The 15705-nt window shown below is 62.9% G+C and carries 17 protein-coding genes; 8 read left to right on the top strand and 9 right to left on the bottom strand.

Going from position 1 to position 15705, the window contains the following annotated elements; all coding sequences use genetic code 11:
- Positions 1-48 precede the first annotated feature (48 nt).
- Positions 49-1218, top strand: a complete 1170-nt coding sequence (locus tag ACOCG7_RS13350; RefSeq protein WP_421375846.1) for an ABC transporter substrate-binding protein — start codon at positions 49-51, stop codon at positions 1216-1218.
- 52 nt (positions 1219-1270) lie between these two features.
- Here ACOCG7_RS13350 and ACOCG7_RS13345 read toward each other — a convergent pair whose 3' ends face one another.
- The 7 genes from ACOCG7_RS13345 to ACOCG7_RS13315 form a co-directional block, all read right to left on the bottom strand.
- Positions 1271-1720 (bottom strand): universal stress protein, encoded by a 450-nt coding sequence (locus ACOCG7_RS13345; protein ID WP_421375844.1) that lies wholly within the window; start codon positions 1718-1720, stop codon positions 1271-1273.
- Positions 1721-1824: 104 nt separating this feature from the next.
- Entirely contained in the window at positions 1825-2154 is a 330-nt protein-coding gene (locus ACOCG7_RS13340) for a hypothetical protein (RefSeq protein WP_421375842.1), read from the bottom strand.
- Positions 2151-2699 carry an RNA polymerase sigma factor gene (locus ACOCG7_RS13335; protein ID WP_421375840.1) on the bottom strand — a complete coding sequence of 183 codons (549 nt, stop codon included), beginning with the start codon at positions 2697-2699 and terminating at the stop codon, positions 2151-2153. Before ACOCG7_RS13335 ends, ACOCG7_RS13340 begins: the two co-directional genes overlap by 4 nt.
- Positions 2700-2934: 235 nt before the next feature.
- Entirely contained in the window at positions 2935-3780 is an 846-nt protein-coding gene (locus ACOCG7_RS13330; RefSeq protein ID WP_421375838.1) for a CPBP family intramembrane glutamic endopeptidase, read from the bottom strand.
- Positions 3781-3935: 155 nt separating this feature from the next.
- Complete coding sequence (locus ACOCG7_RS13325; RefSeq protein ID WP_421375836.1) at positions 3936-5207, bottom strand: epoxide hydrolase family protein; 1272 nt, start codon at positions 5205-5207, stop codon at positions 3936-3938.
- A gap of 169 nt (positions 5208-5376) precedes the next feature.
- Entirely contained in the window at positions 5377-5664 is a 288-nt protein-coding gene (locus ACOCG7_RS13320; protein WP_154872950.1) for a hypothetical protein, read from the bottom strand.
- Positions 5665-5772: 108 nt separating this feature from the next.
- Positions 5773-6009, bottom strand: a complete 237-nt coding sequence (locus tag ACOCG7_RS13315) for a DUF4148 domain-containing protein (RefSeq protein WP_083081511.1) — start codon at positions 6007-6009, stop codon at positions 5773-5775.
- A 706-nt stretch (positions 6010-6715) separates the two neighbouring features.
- Here ACOCG7_RS13315 and ACOCG7_RS13310 point away from each other — a divergent pair.
- Together ACOCG7_RS13310 and ACOCG7_RS13305 are read left to right on the top strand one after the other, a co-directional pair.
- Positions 6716-7747 carry an alpha/beta fold hydrolase gene (locus ACOCG7_RS13310; protein WP_421375833.1) on the top strand — a complete coding sequence of 344 codons (1032 nt, stop codon included), beginning with the start codon at positions 6716-6718 and terminating at the stop codon, positions 7745-7747.
- Between the two features lie 22 nt (positions 7748-7769).
- On the top strand, positions 7770-8279 hold the full coding sequence (locus ACOCG7_RS13305) for a cytochrome P460 family protein (RefSeq protein ID WP_421375831.1): 510 nt from the start codon (positions 7770-7772) through the stop codon (positions 8277-8279).
- Positions 8280-8393: 114 nt separating this feature from the next.
- Here ACOCG7_RS13305 and ACOCG7_RS13300 read toward each other — a convergent pair whose 3' ends face one another.
- Together ACOCG7_RS13300 and ACOCG7_RS13295 are read right to left on the bottom strand one after the other, a co-directional pair.
- Positions 8394-8981 carry a TetR/AcrR family transcriptional regulator gene (locus ACOCG7_RS13300; RefSeq protein WP_421375829.1) on the bottom strand — a complete coding sequence of 196 codons (588 nt, stop codon included), beginning with the start codon at positions 8979-8981 and terminating at the stop codon, positions 8394-8396.
- A gap of 45 nt (positions 8982-9026) precedes the next feature.
- Positions 9027-9980: a LysR family transcriptional regulator gene (locus tag ACOCG7_RS13295; RefSeq protein WP_421375827.1), complete on the bottom strand. Its 954-nt coding sequence runs from the start codon at positions 9978-9980 to the stop codon at positions 9027-9029.
- Positions 9981-10154: 174 nt separating this feature from the next.
- Between ACOCG7_RS13295 and ACOCG7_RS13290 the strand changes: the two genes are divergently transcribed.
- The 5 genes from ACOCG7_RS13290 (at position 10155) to ACOCG7_RS13270 (ending at position 15541) form a co-directional block, all read left to right on the top strand.
- Positions 10155-11489 (top strand): MFS transporter, encoded by a 1335-nt coding sequence (locus ACOCG7_RS13290; RefSeq protein ID WP_421375825.1) that lies wholly within the window; start codon positions 10155-10157, stop codon positions 11487-11489.
- Positions 11486-12994 carry a M81 family metallopeptidase gene (locus tag ACOCG7_RS13285; protein WP_421375823.1) on the top strand — a complete coding sequence of 503 codons (1509 nt, stop codon included), beginning with the start codon at positions 11486-11488 and terminating at the stop codon, positions 12992-12994. Before ACOCG7_RS13290 ends, ACOCG7_RS13285 begins: the two co-directional genes overlap by 4 nt.
- A gap of 273 nt (positions 12995-13267) precedes the next feature.
- A complete protein-coding gene (locus ACOCG7_RS13280) occupies positions 13268-13603 on the top strand; it encodes a DUF4148 domain-containing protein (protein WP_421375820.1) in 336 nt (111 codons plus the stop codon).
- An 85-nt stretch (positions 13604-13688) separates the two neighbouring features.
- Positions 13689-14468, top strand: coding sequence for an alpha/beta hydrolase (locus tag ACOCG7_RS13275; protein WP_154872966.1), 780 nt, complete (start codon positions 13689-13691; stop codon positions 14466-14468).
- A 230-nt stretch (positions 14469-14698) separates the two neighbouring features.
- A complete protein-coding gene (locus tag ACOCG7_RS13270) occupies positions 14699-15541 on the top strand; it encodes an alpha/beta hydrolase (RefSeq protein WP_421375818.1) in 843 nt (280 codons plus the stop codon).
- The last annotated feature ends 164 nt before the right edge of the window (positions 15542-15705 follow it).

Here is a 15705-nt window from a genome sequence, read left to right as displayed (position 1 = left end):
CCGCGCTTTCGCGACACGGGACTGTCTATTCAAATGAGAGCAATCAACATGAATTCGTTTTTTTCGTCCGTGCTCAAGCCGCTCCACGCCGCTTGTCTGATCGCCGGCGTCTGGAGTCTTCAGGCGCATGCCGAAGTGAAAATCGGCGTAACCGTGTCGGCTACAGGGCCGGCTGCGTCGCTCGGCATTGCGCAGAAGAACACGATCGCCTTGCTGCCAAAAGAAATCGACGGGCAAAAGATCGACTACATCGTGCTGGACGACGCTTCCGATCCTACCCTCGCGGTCAAGAACACCCGCAAGCTCACTAGCGAGGATCACGTCGACGCATTGATCGGCTCGACCATCGTGCCCAATTCGCTGGCGATGATCGACGTCGCGGCGCGGAGTGAGACGCCGATGATCGCATTGGCCGCCGCTGCATCGATCGTCGAGCCGATGGATGCGAAGCGTGCGTGGGTCTTCAAAACCCCGCAGAACGACGCGCTCATGGCCGGCGCGATCGTGCAGAACATGGTGGCGCATCACGTAAAGACCGTGGGCTTCATTGGTTTTGCGGATGCGTATGGCGAAAGCTGGCTCACTGAATTCAGAAAGGACGCTGAAAAGGCCAACATCAAGCTTGTCGCAAGCGAGCGCTTCGCGCGCAACGACACGTCGGTAACGGGACAGGTGCTGAAGATCGTCTCGCAGAACCCGGACGCCGTGCTGATCGCCGCTGCCGGCACACCCGCCGCGCTGCCGCAGAAGACGCTGCAAGAGCGCGGCTATAAAGGCGTCTATTACCAGACGCACGGCATCGCCAATAACGATTTCCTGCGGGTTTGCGGCAAGGATTGCGACGGCACGTTGCTGCCGGCCGGCCCGCTGCTGGTCTCCGATCAACTGTCGGATTCGAATCCCGTGAAGCGCAGCGCGCTTGCCTACCGGCAGGCATACGACACGGCATACGGCGCCAACACGGTATCGACGTTCGGCGGCAATGCATGGGACGCGGGCTTGCTGCTGCAACATGCCATACCGCAGGCGCTCAAGAAAGGCCAACCCGGTAGCGAGGCATTCCGCGAGGCGCTGCGCTCGGCGCTTGAAAACACCACCGATCTCCATACATCGCAGGGCGTCGTGAATATGACCGCGGCCGATCATTCCGGCCTCGACGAGCGAGCCCGCGTGATGGTGCGGATCGTTGGCGGCGCGTGGCGGCTCGCTGCGAACTGACGCCCGATGATCTATGTGCGCGGCTCGGCGGGCAGACCGCTTCGGCGCGACGCTACGCCAATGGCAGCGTCACCGTGATGATGGTCGATCCGCACAGACGTTCGGCCAGATCGAGATGAATCGGCCGTTCTCTCCACCAGCGGGCCAGTCCTTTCTGCGTGCGATGTCCGACTACGACGATGTCCGAATTGAAGCTCGCCGCATGCCGGGAAACCGCGTCGACGGTTCGTCCGAAAACGATGTGCCCATGCGCGGTAATGCCGTTGTCGGCCAGCTTGCAGATCGCGGTTCCCAGGGTATGGCGGGCGAGTTCCTCCAGGCGACTATAGGCAAGCTCGCCGAGCATGCCCGCGGAATGCGCGTTCGCGCTGACCGAATCGACGACCGACACGACGTCGACCCGTGCCGACAACGCCAGGGATAGCTCCGAGCAGCGTGTCAACGCGGCTTGCGCTTCTTCTGTTCCGTCGTACACGAGTAGCATTTTCGAAAAGGGTGACATGTTCTGTGTCTATTGCAGGTTGGGGCCGAGATCTGGCCGGAGCCCGATTTTTTTGCCAGCGCAAAGCGCGCGGTGGCTGACACAAAACACGTGATCCAATGGATTTATTCCCGACTGACCGAAGCCCCGCCGCAGAGCCCGCCCGCCATGAATGCCACCGCGAGCCACGGCGCCGCGGTGCGAAGGCGCGAGCGGTTCGAACGCACGGTGTGCGCCTGTGCGAGTTCGTCGATCTTGCGCGCAAGGCTATCCCGAACCGGCGGCAATGCCTGATGTTGAAACGCGCGTTGATACGGCAGCACCGACGCTTCGAGCAACGCAACGCGTTCCGCAATATCAGCCGATGTACTCATCCCCTTTTCGACTTCCTCGCACTCCCGCGACGTAAGTTTGCCGTCCACATAGGCCATGAGCACCATGTCGTCCATTTTCATGCCCCTTGGTCCTCGCTATCCGCCGCGCTTTGCACGCGTTGTTCTTTTTGATCGCTGAACACGGCGCCGATGGCCTGGCGAGCCCGCGAAAGCCGGCTCATGATCGTGCCGATCGGCACGTCGAGCGCTTCGGCCGCCTCGTTGTAGCTGAGTCCCTCCACGCCCACCAGCAGCATCACCACGCGCTGCGCTTCGGGCAATTGCTGCACCGCCTTGACGATCTGCCCATGCATGGCCTGCTGTTCCGGCGTCCGCGCAGCCGGATCGGCGACCGTTTCGAGGAAGTCGTCGTCCCAATCCATGCCCGAGCGGCTACGCACGCTACGCGCGCGCAATTCGTTGATCCAGGTGGACTGCACGATCGAGAACATCCAGCTAAGCGGCGCGGTGCCGGGTTGCAATTGATGTGCGCGTTCGAGCGCGCGCACGCAGGCGCGTTGCACGAGATCCTCAGCGTCGTGACGGTCGCCCGAAATGCGCAGCGCAAAGGCCCAAAGACGCGGGAGCATCGACGGAAGCATGGCGGACAGGTCGGCTGCGGTCATCGACGTTGGCCCCCGTCCGATGCAGGGCAGCCGGCGTTCATCGGCTCTGCGGAGATACGCCTGTCCATGAGGCGAAAGCGCCGCTGTCGGCTTGATTCATGTTGCGGGCCCGGCGTCGGCTTTGAGCTTCGACGCATTGGGACCGGTTGCAATACCGGGTGAGTGTCCATGAGTTCAGGCGAGTGGGGCGCGCTATCCTGCCTGGCCGCGATTGCCGCGTTCCCATCCGCCGCGCTCAGGCGTGCGCGAGGAAGGGATAGGTGAACAAGCCGAACTGAAGCAGGTTCAGTCCGAAGTGCGTGAGCATCGCGGATTGCAACCCGCCGGCGCGATAGGCCAACCCGTAGCCGATGCCCGACAGGCCTGCCAGCAGAACCAGTTGAGCGCCGCCCTGATAGTGCGCGAGACCGAATAGAACCGCGCCGGCGACGAGCCCGAACCACTGGGCATGGCGTCGCGACTTCATCAGGCGGGTTATGCCTTCCTGGATATAGCCGCGGAAAAAAGCTTCTTCGGCAAAGGCAACCAGCAGCAAATTGTTGAGTGCCCACAGCCACGCGAGATGCGGCCACTTCGGCGCCCACGCAATCGATACGGCGTAAAACGCGATGGAGAGGCAGACAGCCGAAGTGACGGCGCAGGCAACGATCGCCGACATCGCCATAACGGAAAGTGGTCTTCTCGACTGCACCCACGGATAGGTCAGCAGCAGCCAGAACCCGATCAGCGGCTTGTCGAAGTTCAGGTACATCGTATAAGGCGCGGCATCCGGCGTGAAACGCGCGGCGTCGATGACTTTCAGGTTATGAAAGCCCGGCAGCCCATGTTGAAACAGACCGATTGCAACAACGACAAAAACGGCGTTGCAGAGCAACCTGCCGACCGGCGATGGATTGCGCCGCAGCAGGACGCCCGTGCCAACCAGAAGCACGAGAGGAATAACCGCGAGTACCTGCAACTGTCCCAAGGCGAAGGCGAGTCCGTAGCCGATTGCCAGAAGACCCATCGTCAGTGAGCGAGGCGCTTGAAAAACCGCCGCGAAAGCGGCAAGAAACACGGCAATCCACGGCAATGCGGCCATTTGAAAAAACGTCCCGAGATTGATTAAGCGCTATTGATCGATCCGCGCCGTGTTGCCATGCGGCAAGACGGTCGTGCGATGGTAGCCGACTCCTTCATGAACCGGAGCGCTCACTCCAGCGCCGGTCGCGGCGATCGTCGCGACCGGCTGCCGGCCTAGCGCAGCGTGCGGAATGCCGAGCGCACTTCGGTGGCGAACAACTGCGGCTCTTCCCACGCCGCGAAGTGGCCGCCCTTGTTGACCTCGTTGAAATAGATGAGGTTGTGATACGCGCGCTCCGTCCAACTGCGCGGCGCCTGATAGATCTCTCCGGGGAAGATCGTCACGGCAGCCGGCATGGAGATGTCCACGGCATTGAAGTTGTTGGAATGATCTTCCCAATAGATTTGCGCCGCGGAGGTGGCGCTGTCCGTCAGCCAGTAGAGCGAGATGTCGTCCAGAATCTCGTCGCGCGTGAGTGAGCGTTCCGGTACGCCGCCGCTATAAGTCCATTGGGAAATCTTGTCGTACATCCATGCGGCCTGGCCCACGGGCGAATCGGCGAGCGCGTAGCCGACGGTCTGCGGCCGCGTCACCATCATCGCGGAATAGCCGCAATTGTCGCGATAGAAGACGTTCAGCGAGTCATAGGCGGCCTTCTCTTTCGGCGACAGATTGCGCGGCGCGGGTTCTCCGAGAGCCAGCAAGGTCGCGATATCCGGTGGCACGGTCGCGGGCATGTTGACATGAATGCCGATCAGGCCTTTCACCTTCTGCATGGCCATGCGGTGCGAAATCACCGAGCCGCAATCGCCGCCTTGCGAGACGAAGCGCGTATAGCCGAGTCGCGCCATCAGTTCGCCCCATGCGCGCGCGATATGGTTCGAATCCCAGCCGGTGGTCTTCGGCTGTTCGGTGAAACCGAAGCCGGGTAGCGACGGCACGACGATGTGAAACGCGTCGTCGGCGCTTCCGCCGTAGGCAGTGGGATCGGTCAGCGGCGCAATGACCTTGATCAGTTCGAAAATCGAGCCGGGCCAGCCGTGCGTCATGATCAGCGGCAGAGCGTGCTCATGACGGGAACGCACGTGAATGAACTGCACGTCGAGGCCGTCGATTTGCGTCATGAACATCGGCAGCGCGTTCAGTTTCGCTTCGCCCTTGCGCCAATCGTAGTCGGTGCCCCAATACTTCGCGAGCGCCTGCATTCTGGCGAGCCGCACGCCTTGCGACTCATCGTTGACGGTCTCCTTGCCGGGCCAGCGCGTGGCCGCGATACGGCGGCGCAAATCGACGAGGTCGGCTTCGGGCACGTTGACCTTGAACGGGCGGATCGTGCTGTCGCCGGCGGCGGCGAACAAGGAGCCCGGAATCAGTCCCATCGCGCCGACTGCGACCGAAGCGGCGAGAACGTGACGTCGAGTTGGAAAAAACGGTGTTGATGACATGTTTGAAATCCTGGCGCTATGAAGGAGCCGGCGCACCGATCGCGACGCGCCGTGATGTTCACGAGGAGAGCGCCCCACTGCCGGGCTTGCCGATGGTCCGGCCGGCGTGGAGCGCTAGTCAGGCAACAGACGTATCGGCCGACCGTGACGAACGACCGGCGATCGACGATCAGTGATGCGCATACGGCGAGAGCGACGCGTCGGGCCCGATGCGCGCACCCGATTGCGACGTGGTGTCGTGCATGCCGCCATAAGATTGCGCGGCGGCGTCCGCACTGGCCATCGACTCGGCCTGTTCGGCGCGGACGGTCAGCGCGCTTTGGCCGCGCTGCGACGCAGGTGCGCCGACGAGCGGATCGTAGTGAGGGGCGGGACCGTAGCCGCTGCTGGCGAAAGCGGGGGAGACGATTGCAGCGCCGGCGGAGAGAACCGCGGCGAGAACGAGACGCTTGATCATGATGAAACCTCCACGAATCGAATCGAAAGAGAAGTGCTTGGTGATGGGATCGGACAAGGTTGAAAAGACACTGCCGATCGTGAATGAATCCGCCTGACGGGGCGCGACTCAACTGCCTTGATAGAGCTTGTTGAGCGCCGCGAGTTGTCCGTCTTTCTCGGCGCGCACCAGTTCCTGACGAACCTCCGCACGCGTCTTTACTTTTTGAGCGCTCTGAACCGGCGCCCATTGATGAACTTGTTGAACGTCGTTCGCGCCGGCATTCACGTCGACGGAATTAGCCGCATAAGCGGAGGCGGTCGTGGCGAAAGCGGCAAAAGCCAAAACGATCATCGATACTTTCATGTCATTCTCCTGAAGCAAATCAAGTGGGAAGATCCGCCCGGGCATCTGGGAAGCGGCGGCATGCGGTGATGTCTGCTTGCGCCTTGATCAGATTCCGTCGTTGGAAGCATTAGAACCAGGCGACGTATCTGGCTTGTGTCGTGAGAACGGGCTATTGCAATGCTGTGTATCGGTTCGAACGTCGTACACATTGAGAAACAAATCGGGTGATTGCCGAGGGGCGAATAGATCGGGAATAAATATTCGGCGGCGCGTTGAACGAAGTTCGAACGGCCGCGTTTGTATCCCAATGTATCTGAGCACCGGCGCGTTACATAACGTTGCACCGGCGCGCATTGCGGACATAAGCCAGATACGTCCGCCGGGTTTAATCCATCCATGCCAGTTGATCTGGCCTGGCTGACCCGAAACGCAAACGGGCGTTTGCGTGAAAAGAACTTCTCTTGAGGCGGACATCATGAAAGTCATTCAATCGCTTATCGTCGCCGCGGCTGTTGCCGGCCCGATTTACGCCAGGCCATAACGGCAAGCCTCGGGTTCAAACGCCGGCGCGCCGCGCCGACACCGTTCATATTCTTTCGCCCGCTTGTACTTGATTCGACCATCGGCTTGCTTCACCGCTTTGGTGGCATCGGGCAGGGGCAGCGGGTCTCTCTCAAGTCCATGCAGGCTTTTCGAAGCTCTCGTACATAAGGGGAAATAAACCATGTCTGAACAGATCAATACCCGGAGACGGCGTCTCCTCGGCACGACGGTTGCGGGCGTCGGCCTGATGGAGCTGGGATTGAGCGGACTCGCGCAGGCGCAGTCCAGCGGCACGAAGTCCGGGGCGAGCGCCGCTTCGTTCGACGACCTGCGGCAGATCAACGCCGGCACGCTCAACGTGGGCTATGCGGAAGCGGGTCCGCGCAACGGGCCCGTCGTGATTCTGCTGCACGGCTGGCCGTACGATATCTATAGCTACGCCGAAGTCACGCCGTTGCTGGTCGCCGCCGGCTATCGGGTCATCGTGCCGTATCTGCGGGGCTACGGCAGCACGCGGATTCTTTCCGCGGACACGCCGCGCAACGGCCAGCAGGCGGTTATCGCGGTCGACATCATCAACCTGATGGACGCGCTGAAGATCGACAAGGCGATCTTCGGCGGCTTCGACTGGGGCGCGCGGACGGTGAATATCATCGCCGCGCTGTGGCCGGAGCGCTGCAAGGCGATGGTGTCGGTGAGCGGTTATCTGATCGGCAGCCAGGCCGCCAACAAGGGACCGTTACCGCCGAAAGCGGAACTGGCATGGTGGTATCAGTTCTACTTCGCCACCGAGCGCGGCTACGCCGGCTACGATGCGAACCGCCGCGATTTCAACAAGCTGATCTGGCATACCGCTTCGCCGAAATGGGACTTCGACGAAGCGACCTACGGGCGCTCGGCTGCATCGTTCGATAACCCGGACCATGTCGCGATCGTGATCCACAACTACCGGTGGCGTCTGGGGCTGGCGACGGGCGAGGCGAAATACGACGAGCTCGAAAAGCGTCTCGCGACCGGGCCGACCATCTCGGTGCCGACCATCACGATGGAAGGCGACGCCAACGGCGCGCCGCATCCCGAGCCGTCGGCCTATGCGAAAAAATTCACCGGCAAGTACGCGCACCGGAACATCGGCGGCGGCGTCGGGCATAACCTGCCGCAAGAAGCGCCGAAAGCATTCGCCGACGCCGTCATCGACGTCGCCCGTTTCTGAGCAGCGAACGGGAGACCGACAAATGCGAAGAATCCGGACTGCGCATGTCGCGCTCAACGCGGCGCTTCTGCTTGGCGCCGTGGCGAATCACGCCGTGGCCGAACCCGCGAAATCGGCGCCTTCGCCGATCTATGGCGTGACGATTCCCGAGGGTTACCGCAAGTGGCAAATGATCGCGCCGGCCGAGGAAGCCGCGCCGCTCGACGAGCTACGCGTGGTGCTCGGCAACCCGGCCGCGATCAAGGCCATCGAGAACTCGACGCTGCCGTACCCTGACGGGACCATCCTGGTGAAACTCGCGTACAAGCGCAAGCAGTCGCCCGAGTTCCCATCGGCAACGATTCCCGGGGCGCCCACCACGGTGCAGGTGATGGTGAAAGACTCGCGTCGTTATGCGTCGACAGGCGGCTGGGGCTTCGGCCGGTTCGTCAACGGACAACCGGTCGACGCCGCGCAACATCAAACCTGCTTCGCGTGCCATGCGGCCAGGGTGAAGGACCGCGACTACGTGTTCACACGCTTTGCACCGTAGCCGCAGCGGCGGGAAAGCGGCGGCATGCAGCGACAAGCCGCCGCCGGTCGTCAGGCTCGCACCGCTCAGGAACGCGAGGTGCGCGAAGTGCGCGACGAACGCATTACAAGCGCACTACGAGCGCGCGACCAGCCGCTCGAGCGCGAATTTCGCTATGCGCCGAAGCGCGGCCGGCGACATGCCTGCGCGGGCATTCAACTGAATGCCCTGCAGGGTGCTGCCGATGAACAGCGCCACGTCTTCCGCGTCCATGTGCGGATCGATCTCGCCGTTGCGCTGCGCCTCTCCGATGCGAGCCAGAAGAGGCTCCCTCAGCCGCTTCGCGCCCGCAGCCCGGATTGCGTTGACCTCGGCATCCGATGCGCCGAATTCAGCGGCGCTATTGACGCCCATGCAGCCGTTCGCGCGCTCGGCGGCGTCGGCCGGTATCACGCCCAGCAAAAGCGACTTGATGCCGGCCAGCGCGGACGAACTGCGCGTCAACCGTTCGATGTGGGCGGCGACGCTGTGCTGCTGATAACGATCGAGCGCTTCAAGGTACAGCTTGCGCTTGTCGCCGAACGCGTTGTAAAGACTCTGCCGGCCAATTTGCATGGCCGCGAGCAGCTCGTCCGTGGACGCTGCCGAATAACCCTTGGACCAGAACACGCGCATGGCGCGATCCAGGGCTTCGTCTCGATCGAATTCACGTGGTCTCACCATTTATCAAGCCCGATACTTGTGGACGATGCAGTCAATAAACGGAAATTATAGGCGCGGCGCTTTCCGCTTGCGCGATCCTTGCGCTCGCGCACTGGCGAACATCGGCATGCGCTCCTGAATCCACTTCAGCAATTCGAGCGGCCCGGCGGCAAGCGGCCGGTCGGTCTTGACCAGCACCCTGGCCTGCGCGCTGTCGAACAGGGGATGTGCAATCGGCACGGTGGTCAGTTCGTTGTTTGCGAGTTCACGGTACGCGGCGAATTCCCCGATCAGCGTCATGAAATTTTCCGCTGTCACGAAGCGCTTCAGCGCGCTCAGCGAGTTGGTCGTGAGGGTGGGGCGAATCTTCACGTTCTCGGTCAGCTCCGCCATTGCCACGACATGGCCGATGCCGAATGTGGATGGCATGAGCGCCAGCGGATAGCTTTGCAGATCGTCGAGGCTTGCCGGACCACTGCGCCTGGCAAGAGGATGATCTTTTCTCAGCAGCAGCACAACCGGCTGTCGCGAGCTGGCCCGATACGCGATTCGCGCATGAGGCGGCGGATTAAAGGCGAGGCCGATGTGCGCCCGGTTTTCCGCCACTTCGTCCAGCAAGGCGTCCACCGCCAGCATGGTCATGCCGATTTCCAGACCGGGATAGCGCGTGCAGAACGGCGCCAGCACGTCGTCGACGAAGGTATCGACGAAGCCTTCGCTCACAGCCAGTTGAATCTGCCCGGTTTGAAGACCTTTCAACGCATGTAGCTGGTCTTCGAGCTTCTCCTGCTGCGAGCGGTAGCCGCGCCAGAATTCGAGCAGGTGAATGGCGGCTTCCGTCGGCCGGACTCCGCGCGCCTCGCGTTCGAACAGCACCGCGCCCAGTTCGTCTTCGAGCAGTTTGATCTGCCGCGTGATGACCGACGGCGACGTGTTGATGTGCTCCGCCGCGCCGCGGATGGTGCCGTGGGTGAGCACCTCGTGGAAATACCGCAGGCGCTGCTGGTTGATCTCGCGCATTTGATTGCTCCGACGCCGGAATTTTCAGGGTCCAAGGCATGGGCCGAGTGACGGCCAAGCGTTGCTCAGAAGGCAACGATACGTGAACTTAGTTGCTCTTGCTAGTCCCGTTTTGCGCTGCCACCATCGACTCAACCCCTGCGACGGGTCCAGTGAGGCAATCGGGAGACACCTATGTCAGCAATCCATCCATCGACCGCCGGCGATCCCGCCTCAGCGCTCTATAGCAAGCTCAACTGGCGGCTTCTGCCGTTTCTGGTGACCTGCTACATGTTCGCGTACCTGGACCGCGTCAACGTCGGGTTCGCCAAATTGCAGATGCAAACGGACCTCGGCTTTTCCGATGCCGCTTACGGTGTGGGCGCGGGGATTTTCTTCATCGGCTATGTGCTGTTCGAATTGCCGAGCAATCTGATGTTGCCGAAAGTCGGCGCCCGCAAGACCTTCAGCCGCATTCTCGTGCTGTGGGGCATCACGTCGGCCTGCATGCTGTTCGTGCGAAGCGTGCCGGCGTTTTACGCCATGCGCTTCCTGCTCGGCATATTCGAGGCGGGCTTCGCGCCGGGCATGATCTATTACCTGTCGCGCTGGTACGGGCCTGCCCGCATGGCGCGCGCCATTGCGCTGGTGTTCGTGGCCGGACCGCTCGGCGGCATTGTCGGCGGCCCTGTCTCGGCGTGGCTCATGACGAGTCTTGCCGGGGTCGGCGGTCTTGCCGGCTGGCAGTGGATGTTTCTCGTCGAAGGTCTGCCGTGCATCGTGCTCGGCGTGCTGACGCTGCGGGTGCTGTCCGACCGGCCCGCGGACGCGCGCTGGCTGACCGACCACGAAAAAGGCCTGCTCGAGCGCGAAACCGCACCGACCCGGCATGGCACGGATTCGTTCAGGGCGGTGCTGAAGAACCCCCGGATCTATGTACTCGCGCTCGCCTACTTCAGCATCATTTTTCCGATCTACGCGATCAGCTTCTGGCTGCCGACACTGCTCAAGGAGCAGGGCGTCAAGGACACCATTCGCCTCGGCTGGTACACGGCGATTCCCTACGTGGCGGCCGCGGTCTGCATGTATGCCGCAGGCCGCAGTTCCGACCGGGCGGGCGAGCGGCGCTACCACTGCGCGATTCCCGCGCTCGGCGCGGCGCTCTGCATGATCGCCGCTGTTTTCGCCGATGGAAGCGCGATGCTCACGCTCCTCGCGCTGACCGTGGGAACCGCATGTCTGTGGATGGCCTACACGGTTTTCTGGGCGATACCGGCCCAGCTCGTCGAGGGGACGGCCGCGGCCGGCGGCATCGCGCTCATCAATACCGTGGGATTGTCCGGCGGATTCTGGGGGCCGGCGGTGGTCGGCTGGACCAAGGCCGGCACGGGCAGCATGCATGCCGGTCTGCTGGTCATGGCCTGCGCCGCCGCGCTGGCAGCCATTCTGATACTGAAGTTCAAGTTGACGCTCAGGCGGGAACAGCCGGTTTTGCCACACAGTGCATTCGAGCAAGAGGTGAACACATGAAAATCCTGATCGCGGGTTTCCAGCATGAAACCAATACCTTCGCGCCCACCAAGGCGTCTTACGAGAGCTTCGTTCAAGGCGAGGGCTTTCCGCCGATGGTTCGTGGCGCCGACGTACTCGGGCTGCGCGACGTCAACGTGCCGATCGGCGGATTCATCAAGGTCATGCAAGCGCATGGACGCGAACTGAAACCGGTGATCTGGGCCGGCGCGAGCGCGTCGGCGCACGTCACGACGGATGCGTTCGAGCGGATTGGCGGCGAGATCATCGCCGCCGTCGAGCAAGGCGGTTTCGATGCGATCTATCTCGACCTGCACGGCGCGATGGTGACCGAGCAGCACGACGACGGCGAAGGCGAGTTGCTCGAACGCGTGCGGCGGATCGTCGGCGATCGCATGCCGGTGGTCGTGTCGCTGGACCTGCACGCCAACGTCACCGCGCGCATGTTCGCGCATGCCAGCGCGCTCGTGGCTTACCGGACCTATCCGCACGTCGATATGGCGGAAACCGGCGAACGTGCCGCGCGGATTCTCGAGGATCTGATGTGGGAGCAGCGCCCGTTGCATCGCGCGATGCGTCGCGTGCCCTTCCTCATTCCGGTGAACGGCATGTGCACGCTGGTCGAGCCCGCAAGGGGGATGGTTGGCATGCTGGCGGATCTGGAGACGCGGCCGGTCGTATCGGTGTCGTTCGCGCCGGGCTTTCCGGCGGCCGATTTTCCCGAATGCGGTCCGACCATCTGGGCCTATTCGTTCGAGGAAGAAGTCGCCGAGCGAGCCGCCGACGCGCTGCTCGCGAAGATCGTCGGCGAGGAGTCGCGCTGGGAGGTGCCGTTTCTCGCGCCCGACGAAGCCGCGCTCGAAGCGATCCGGCTGAGCGCGTCCGCATCGCGACCGGTCATCATCGCGGACACGCAGGACAACCCCGGCGTGGGCGGCGATTCGAACACGATGGGGATGGTGCGGGCGTTGTTGCGCAACGGCGCGACGGACGCGGCGGTGGGTGTGATCTGGGACGCCGAGGCCGCGGCCGCCGCGCATCGGGCCGGCGTGGGCGCGCGCATTGCGCTGCGCCTCGGCGGTCGGTCGGGTGTCGCGGGCGATTCGCCGCTGGAGGCGCTGTTCGAAGTCGAACACCTGTCGGACGGCCGCTTCCGTTTCGACGGCCCCATGCTCAACGGGATGGAAGGCGAGTTGGGACCGGTCGCCTGTTTGCGCGTCGAGGGCGTGAGGATTGCCGTGAGCTCGGTGAAGATGCAGGTGTTCGATCGCAATCTGTTCCGCGTGGCCGGCATCGAACCCGAACGCATGAAGATTCTCGTGAACAAGAGTTCGGTGCATTTTCGCGCGGACTTCGAGGCTATCGCCGAGGCCATTCTGGTGGCGAAAGCGCCCGGACCGATGGCCGCCGATCCGGCCGATCTTCCTTGGGAACGTCTCGATCCGTCCATGCGCGTCCGGCCGCTGGGGCCGTCGTTCAGCGAGTTGAGCCCGGTAGCCGGTTGATTCACATGCGACGCGCTGGGGTCGGCAATCGTCCGCTGCATGGCGGCCGATTTGTACCGCAATGTATCCAGGCCGTACCGGGATAAACACGCTTGCATTGGAGGCGTCGGCGAAAACATTCCAGATACGTCGGCAGGTTCAAATGTCTACACGCAAGGTTGATTCGCAACACTGCGTTCGAGTCCGGTGACACGGCGGCGCGCAGGTTTCGGCTTCCGCGCTTGTCATCCGAACTTCCGACCTTTGAATGCCGTCGTTTTCTGGAGAAAACTCATGAAGCTCGTTCAATCCCTGTTGGTGGCAGCGCTCGTTGCCGTTCCTGTCGCTTCGTTCGCCCAGTCGAATCACGCGTTGACGCGTGCCGACGTGCGCGCGGAACTGGTCCAGCTTCAGAAGGCCGGCTACAACCCGGCCAGCGACAACACCCAATATCCTCAGAACATCGAAGCCGCCGAGGCGCGTATCAATGCGCAGAAAGATTCGGCGACAGCGGCATATGGCGGCGCCGAACAAGGCAGCTCGGCTGCGGGCGCGCGCTCGACAATGACCCACACGTCGGCACCGGAGCAAGCCGTTGTCGGTCTCGGTTCGATCTATGCGCACTCGTAATCTCCATGACGACGGCGCGCGTTCGAGTGCGCCGTCATGGGGATGGTCGATTCAAAACCCATTCAAACTCAGTCGAAAAATACCCATGACCACGCTTCTCAAGAAATGCCTCGGTTCCGCGCTGTTGCTCGGTGGACTGTTCGCATTGCAGGCTTCGCACGCGGCGCCGCCGCAGGATTTGAAGGGCAAGAACGTCGTGCTGGTGCACGGCGCATTTGCCGACGGTTCCAGTTGGGAGAAAGTGATTCCGTTGCTCGAAGCGCGCGGCCTTCACGTGGTGGCGGTTCAAAACCCGCTGAGTTCGCTGGCCGACGACGTTGCCGCGACGAAACGCGTGATCGACCAGCAGACTGGCCCGGTCGTTCTGGTCGGCCACTCGTGGGCGGGCGTCGTGATCAGCGAAGCCGGCAACGACGACAAGGTGAGGAACCTCGTCTATGTAGCCGCGTTCGCGCCCGACAGCGGCCAATCCATCGACGACGTGACGAAAGGCAAGCCGGCGCCCGCATGGGCCAGCGAATTGCAGAAGGACTCGGCCGGCAATCTGACGCTGTCGACCAAGGCGGTGCTGGAAGATTTCGCTCAGGACGTGCCTTTGCCGCAACGGCGTGTGATTGCGGCAACGCAAGGGCCGTGGGCTTCCGCATGTATCGGCCAGAAGGTCACGACGGCGGCGTGGCACGACAAGCCGTCCTACTTCGTGGTGGCCGGTCAGGACCGGATGATCGATCCGAACCTGCAACGGAGCATGGCGAAGACCATCGGCGCGCACGTCACGATGGTCGATGCGAGCCACGTCGCGATGGTCAGCCAGCCGAAGGCAGTCGCCGACACGATCATTGCCGCTGCGAAAGCCGCGCAATAAGCGCGGCGAGATTGCCGTAGCGAGGCGTCAACGATCGACACCGCGCCGGAAGAGCGCGCTCTGCATTCCGACGCCGGTGAATCATCTGCTTCTGACGTCGATACAAGTGCCGGATAATCGGCAGGTCGCCGATAGGTAGGTCCGCACATGAAGGCTCGTTTCCGCATTCCCCGCTCGATAGTCCGTCTCACTCGCCTGCCGCCTCGCGCTGTCGGCCGGGCGCGGATGCGATGAGCGCGCCGATCTACATGTGGCTGCTCGCCGTACCGCTTGCCGGGTTGATCGCGTATGGCGTCGCGATCGTGCTTCTGTTCTGGCTGCAAGGGCGCCTGATTTATCCGCCCGAGCGAGTGCGCCGCCCCTCGGGTGCGCCGCAGGGCGATGGACGCATCGGCAACGTCCGCTTGCGAACCGTCGACGGTGTCGAGTTGATGTGCGGCTACGCAGCGCCGGCGCACGCGGATTCCGCCATCGTCGTTCTGTTTCATGGCAACGGCGAGGATATCTGGCAGCGCGAGCACATTGCCCATGATCTGCTCGATGCCGGATACGGCGTTCTGCTTGCCGAATACCGCGGCTACGGCGGCTCGGCGGGGCGGCCGCACGAGGCGGGTTTGTACGCGGACGGGCGTGCCGCGCTGGAGTTCGCCGCGCAACGCGCGCGCCGCGTCGTCGTGCACGGGTATTCGCTCGGCACGGGCGTGGCGGTGCAGATCGCGATCGAATACGCGCTTACGGCGCTGATTCTGGAGGCGCCGTTCACCAGCATCGCCGATGTCGCGGCGACGTGGTTTCGCTGGCTGCCGGTTCGGCGCCTCGTGCGCGACCGGTACGACAGTCTGTCGAAGATCGGCGCGGTGCGGGCACCGGTACTGATCTACGGAGGGAGCGCGGACGGTGTGATTCCCCCCGCCCATTTCTCGCGGCTGCACGCGGCGCTCGAAGCGCCAGGCCGGTTCGTGATGCTCGACGACGCAAACCATGTCGACGCATGGGAGCGCGGCGGCCGCGACCATGTATTGCGTTTCCTGCACGAACACCGTTCGCATAGCCCGCGCGCGCCGCGAACCTGATCACGCCGCGGGTCGACCGGTCGACTCCCGACCTATGACCGCTGGCTATCACCCCATGCCATCTTTTGATTGGCGCGGTAAGTCTTCGTCGCTCACACTTGCGAAATTCGGCACACGAGCAAAGACGGCGGAGACATCGTGAACAAAAAAGCGGGCATGAATAG

Origin of the sequence: Paraburkholderia sp. DD10, from assembly GCF_049177125.1 — a bacterium.
In the GTDB taxonomy this organism is placed as follows: domain Bacteria; phylum Pseudomonadota; class Gammaproteobacteria; order Burkholderiales; family Burkholderiaceae; genus Paraburkholderia; species Paraburkholderia terricola.
Note: the sequence above shows the minus strand (reverse complement) of the source record. Positions and strands in the feature narration are given on the sequence as shown.

What these genes read in the sequence shown, in the direction of transcription:
- ACOCG7_RS13350 (WP_421375846.1), top strand. Translation starts at nt 49, where the DNA reads ATGAATTCGTTTTTTTCGTCCGTGCTCAAGCCGCTCCACGCCGCTTGT.
- ACOCG7_RS13345 (WP_421375844.1), bottom strand. Translation starts at nt 1,720, where the DNA reads ATGTCACCCTTTTCGAAAATGCTACTCGTGTACGACGGAACAGAAGAA.
- ACOCG7_RS13340 (WP_421375842.1), bottom strand. Translation starts at nt 2,154, where the DNA reads ATGAAAATGGACGACATGGTGCTCATGGCCTATGTGGACGGCAAACTT.
- ACOCG7_RS13335 (WP_421375840.1), bottom strand. Translation starts at nt 2,699, where the DNA reads ATGACCGCAGCCGACCTGTCCGCCATGCTTCCGTCGATGCTCCCGCGT.
- ACOCG7_RS13330 (WP_421375838.1), bottom strand. Translation starts at nt 3,780, where the DNA reads ATGGCCGCATTGCCGTGGATTGCCGTGTTTCTTGCCGCTTTCGCGGCG.
- ACOCG7_RS13325 (WP_421375836.1), bottom strand. Translation starts at nt 5,207, where the DNA reads ATGTCATCAACACCGTTTTTTCCAACTCGACGTCACGTTCTCGCCGCT.
- ACOCG7_RS13320 (WP_154872950.1), bottom strand. Translation starts at nt 5,664, where the DNA reads ATGATCAAGCGTCTCGTTCTCGCCGCGGTTCTCTCCGCCGGCGCTGCA.
- ACOCG7_RS13315 (WP_083081511.1), bottom strand. Translation starts at nt 6,009, where the DNA reads ATGAAAGTATCGATGATCGTTTTGGCTTTTGCCGCTTTCGCCACGACC.
- ACOCG7_RS13310 (WP_421375833.1), top strand. Translation starts at nt 6,716, where the DNA reads ATGTCTGAACAGATCAATACCCGGAGACGGCGTCTCCTCGGCACGACG.
- ACOCG7_RS13305 (WP_421375831.1), top strand. Translation starts at nt 7,770, where the DNA reads ATGCGAAGAATCCGGACTGCGCATGTCGCGCTCAACGCGGCGCTTCTG.
- ACOCG7_RS13300 (WP_421375829.1), bottom strand. Translation starts at nt 8,981, where the DNA reads ATGGTGAGACCACGTGAATTCGATCGAGACGAAGCCCTGGATCGCGCC.
- ACOCG7_RS13295 (WP_421375827.1), bottom strand. Translation starts at nt 9,980, where the DNA reads ATGCGCGAGATCAACCAGCAGCGCCTGCGGTATTTCCACGAGGTGCTC.
- ACOCG7_RS13290 (WP_421375825.1), top strand. Translation starts at nt 10,155, where the DNA reads ATGTCAGCAATCCATCCATCGACCGCCGGCGATCCCGCCTCAGCGCTC.
- ACOCG7_RS13285 (WP_421375823.1), top strand. Translation starts at nt 11,486, where the DNA reads ATGAAAATCCTGATCGCGGGTTTCCAGCATGAAACCAATACCTTCGCG.
- ACOCG7_RS13280 (WP_421375820.1), top strand. Translation starts at nt 13,268, where the DNA reads ATGAAGCTCGTTCAATCCCTGTTGGTGGCAGCGCTCGTTGCCGTTCCT.
- ACOCG7_RS13275 (WP_154872966.1), top strand. Translation starts at nt 13,689, where the DNA reads ATGACCACGCTTCTCAAGAAATGCCTCGGTTCCGCGCTGTTGCTCGGT.
- ACOCG7_RS13270 (WP_421375818.1), top strand. Translation starts at nt 14,699, where the DNA reads ATGAGCGCGCCGATCTACATGTGGCTGCTCGCCGTACCGCTTGCCGGG.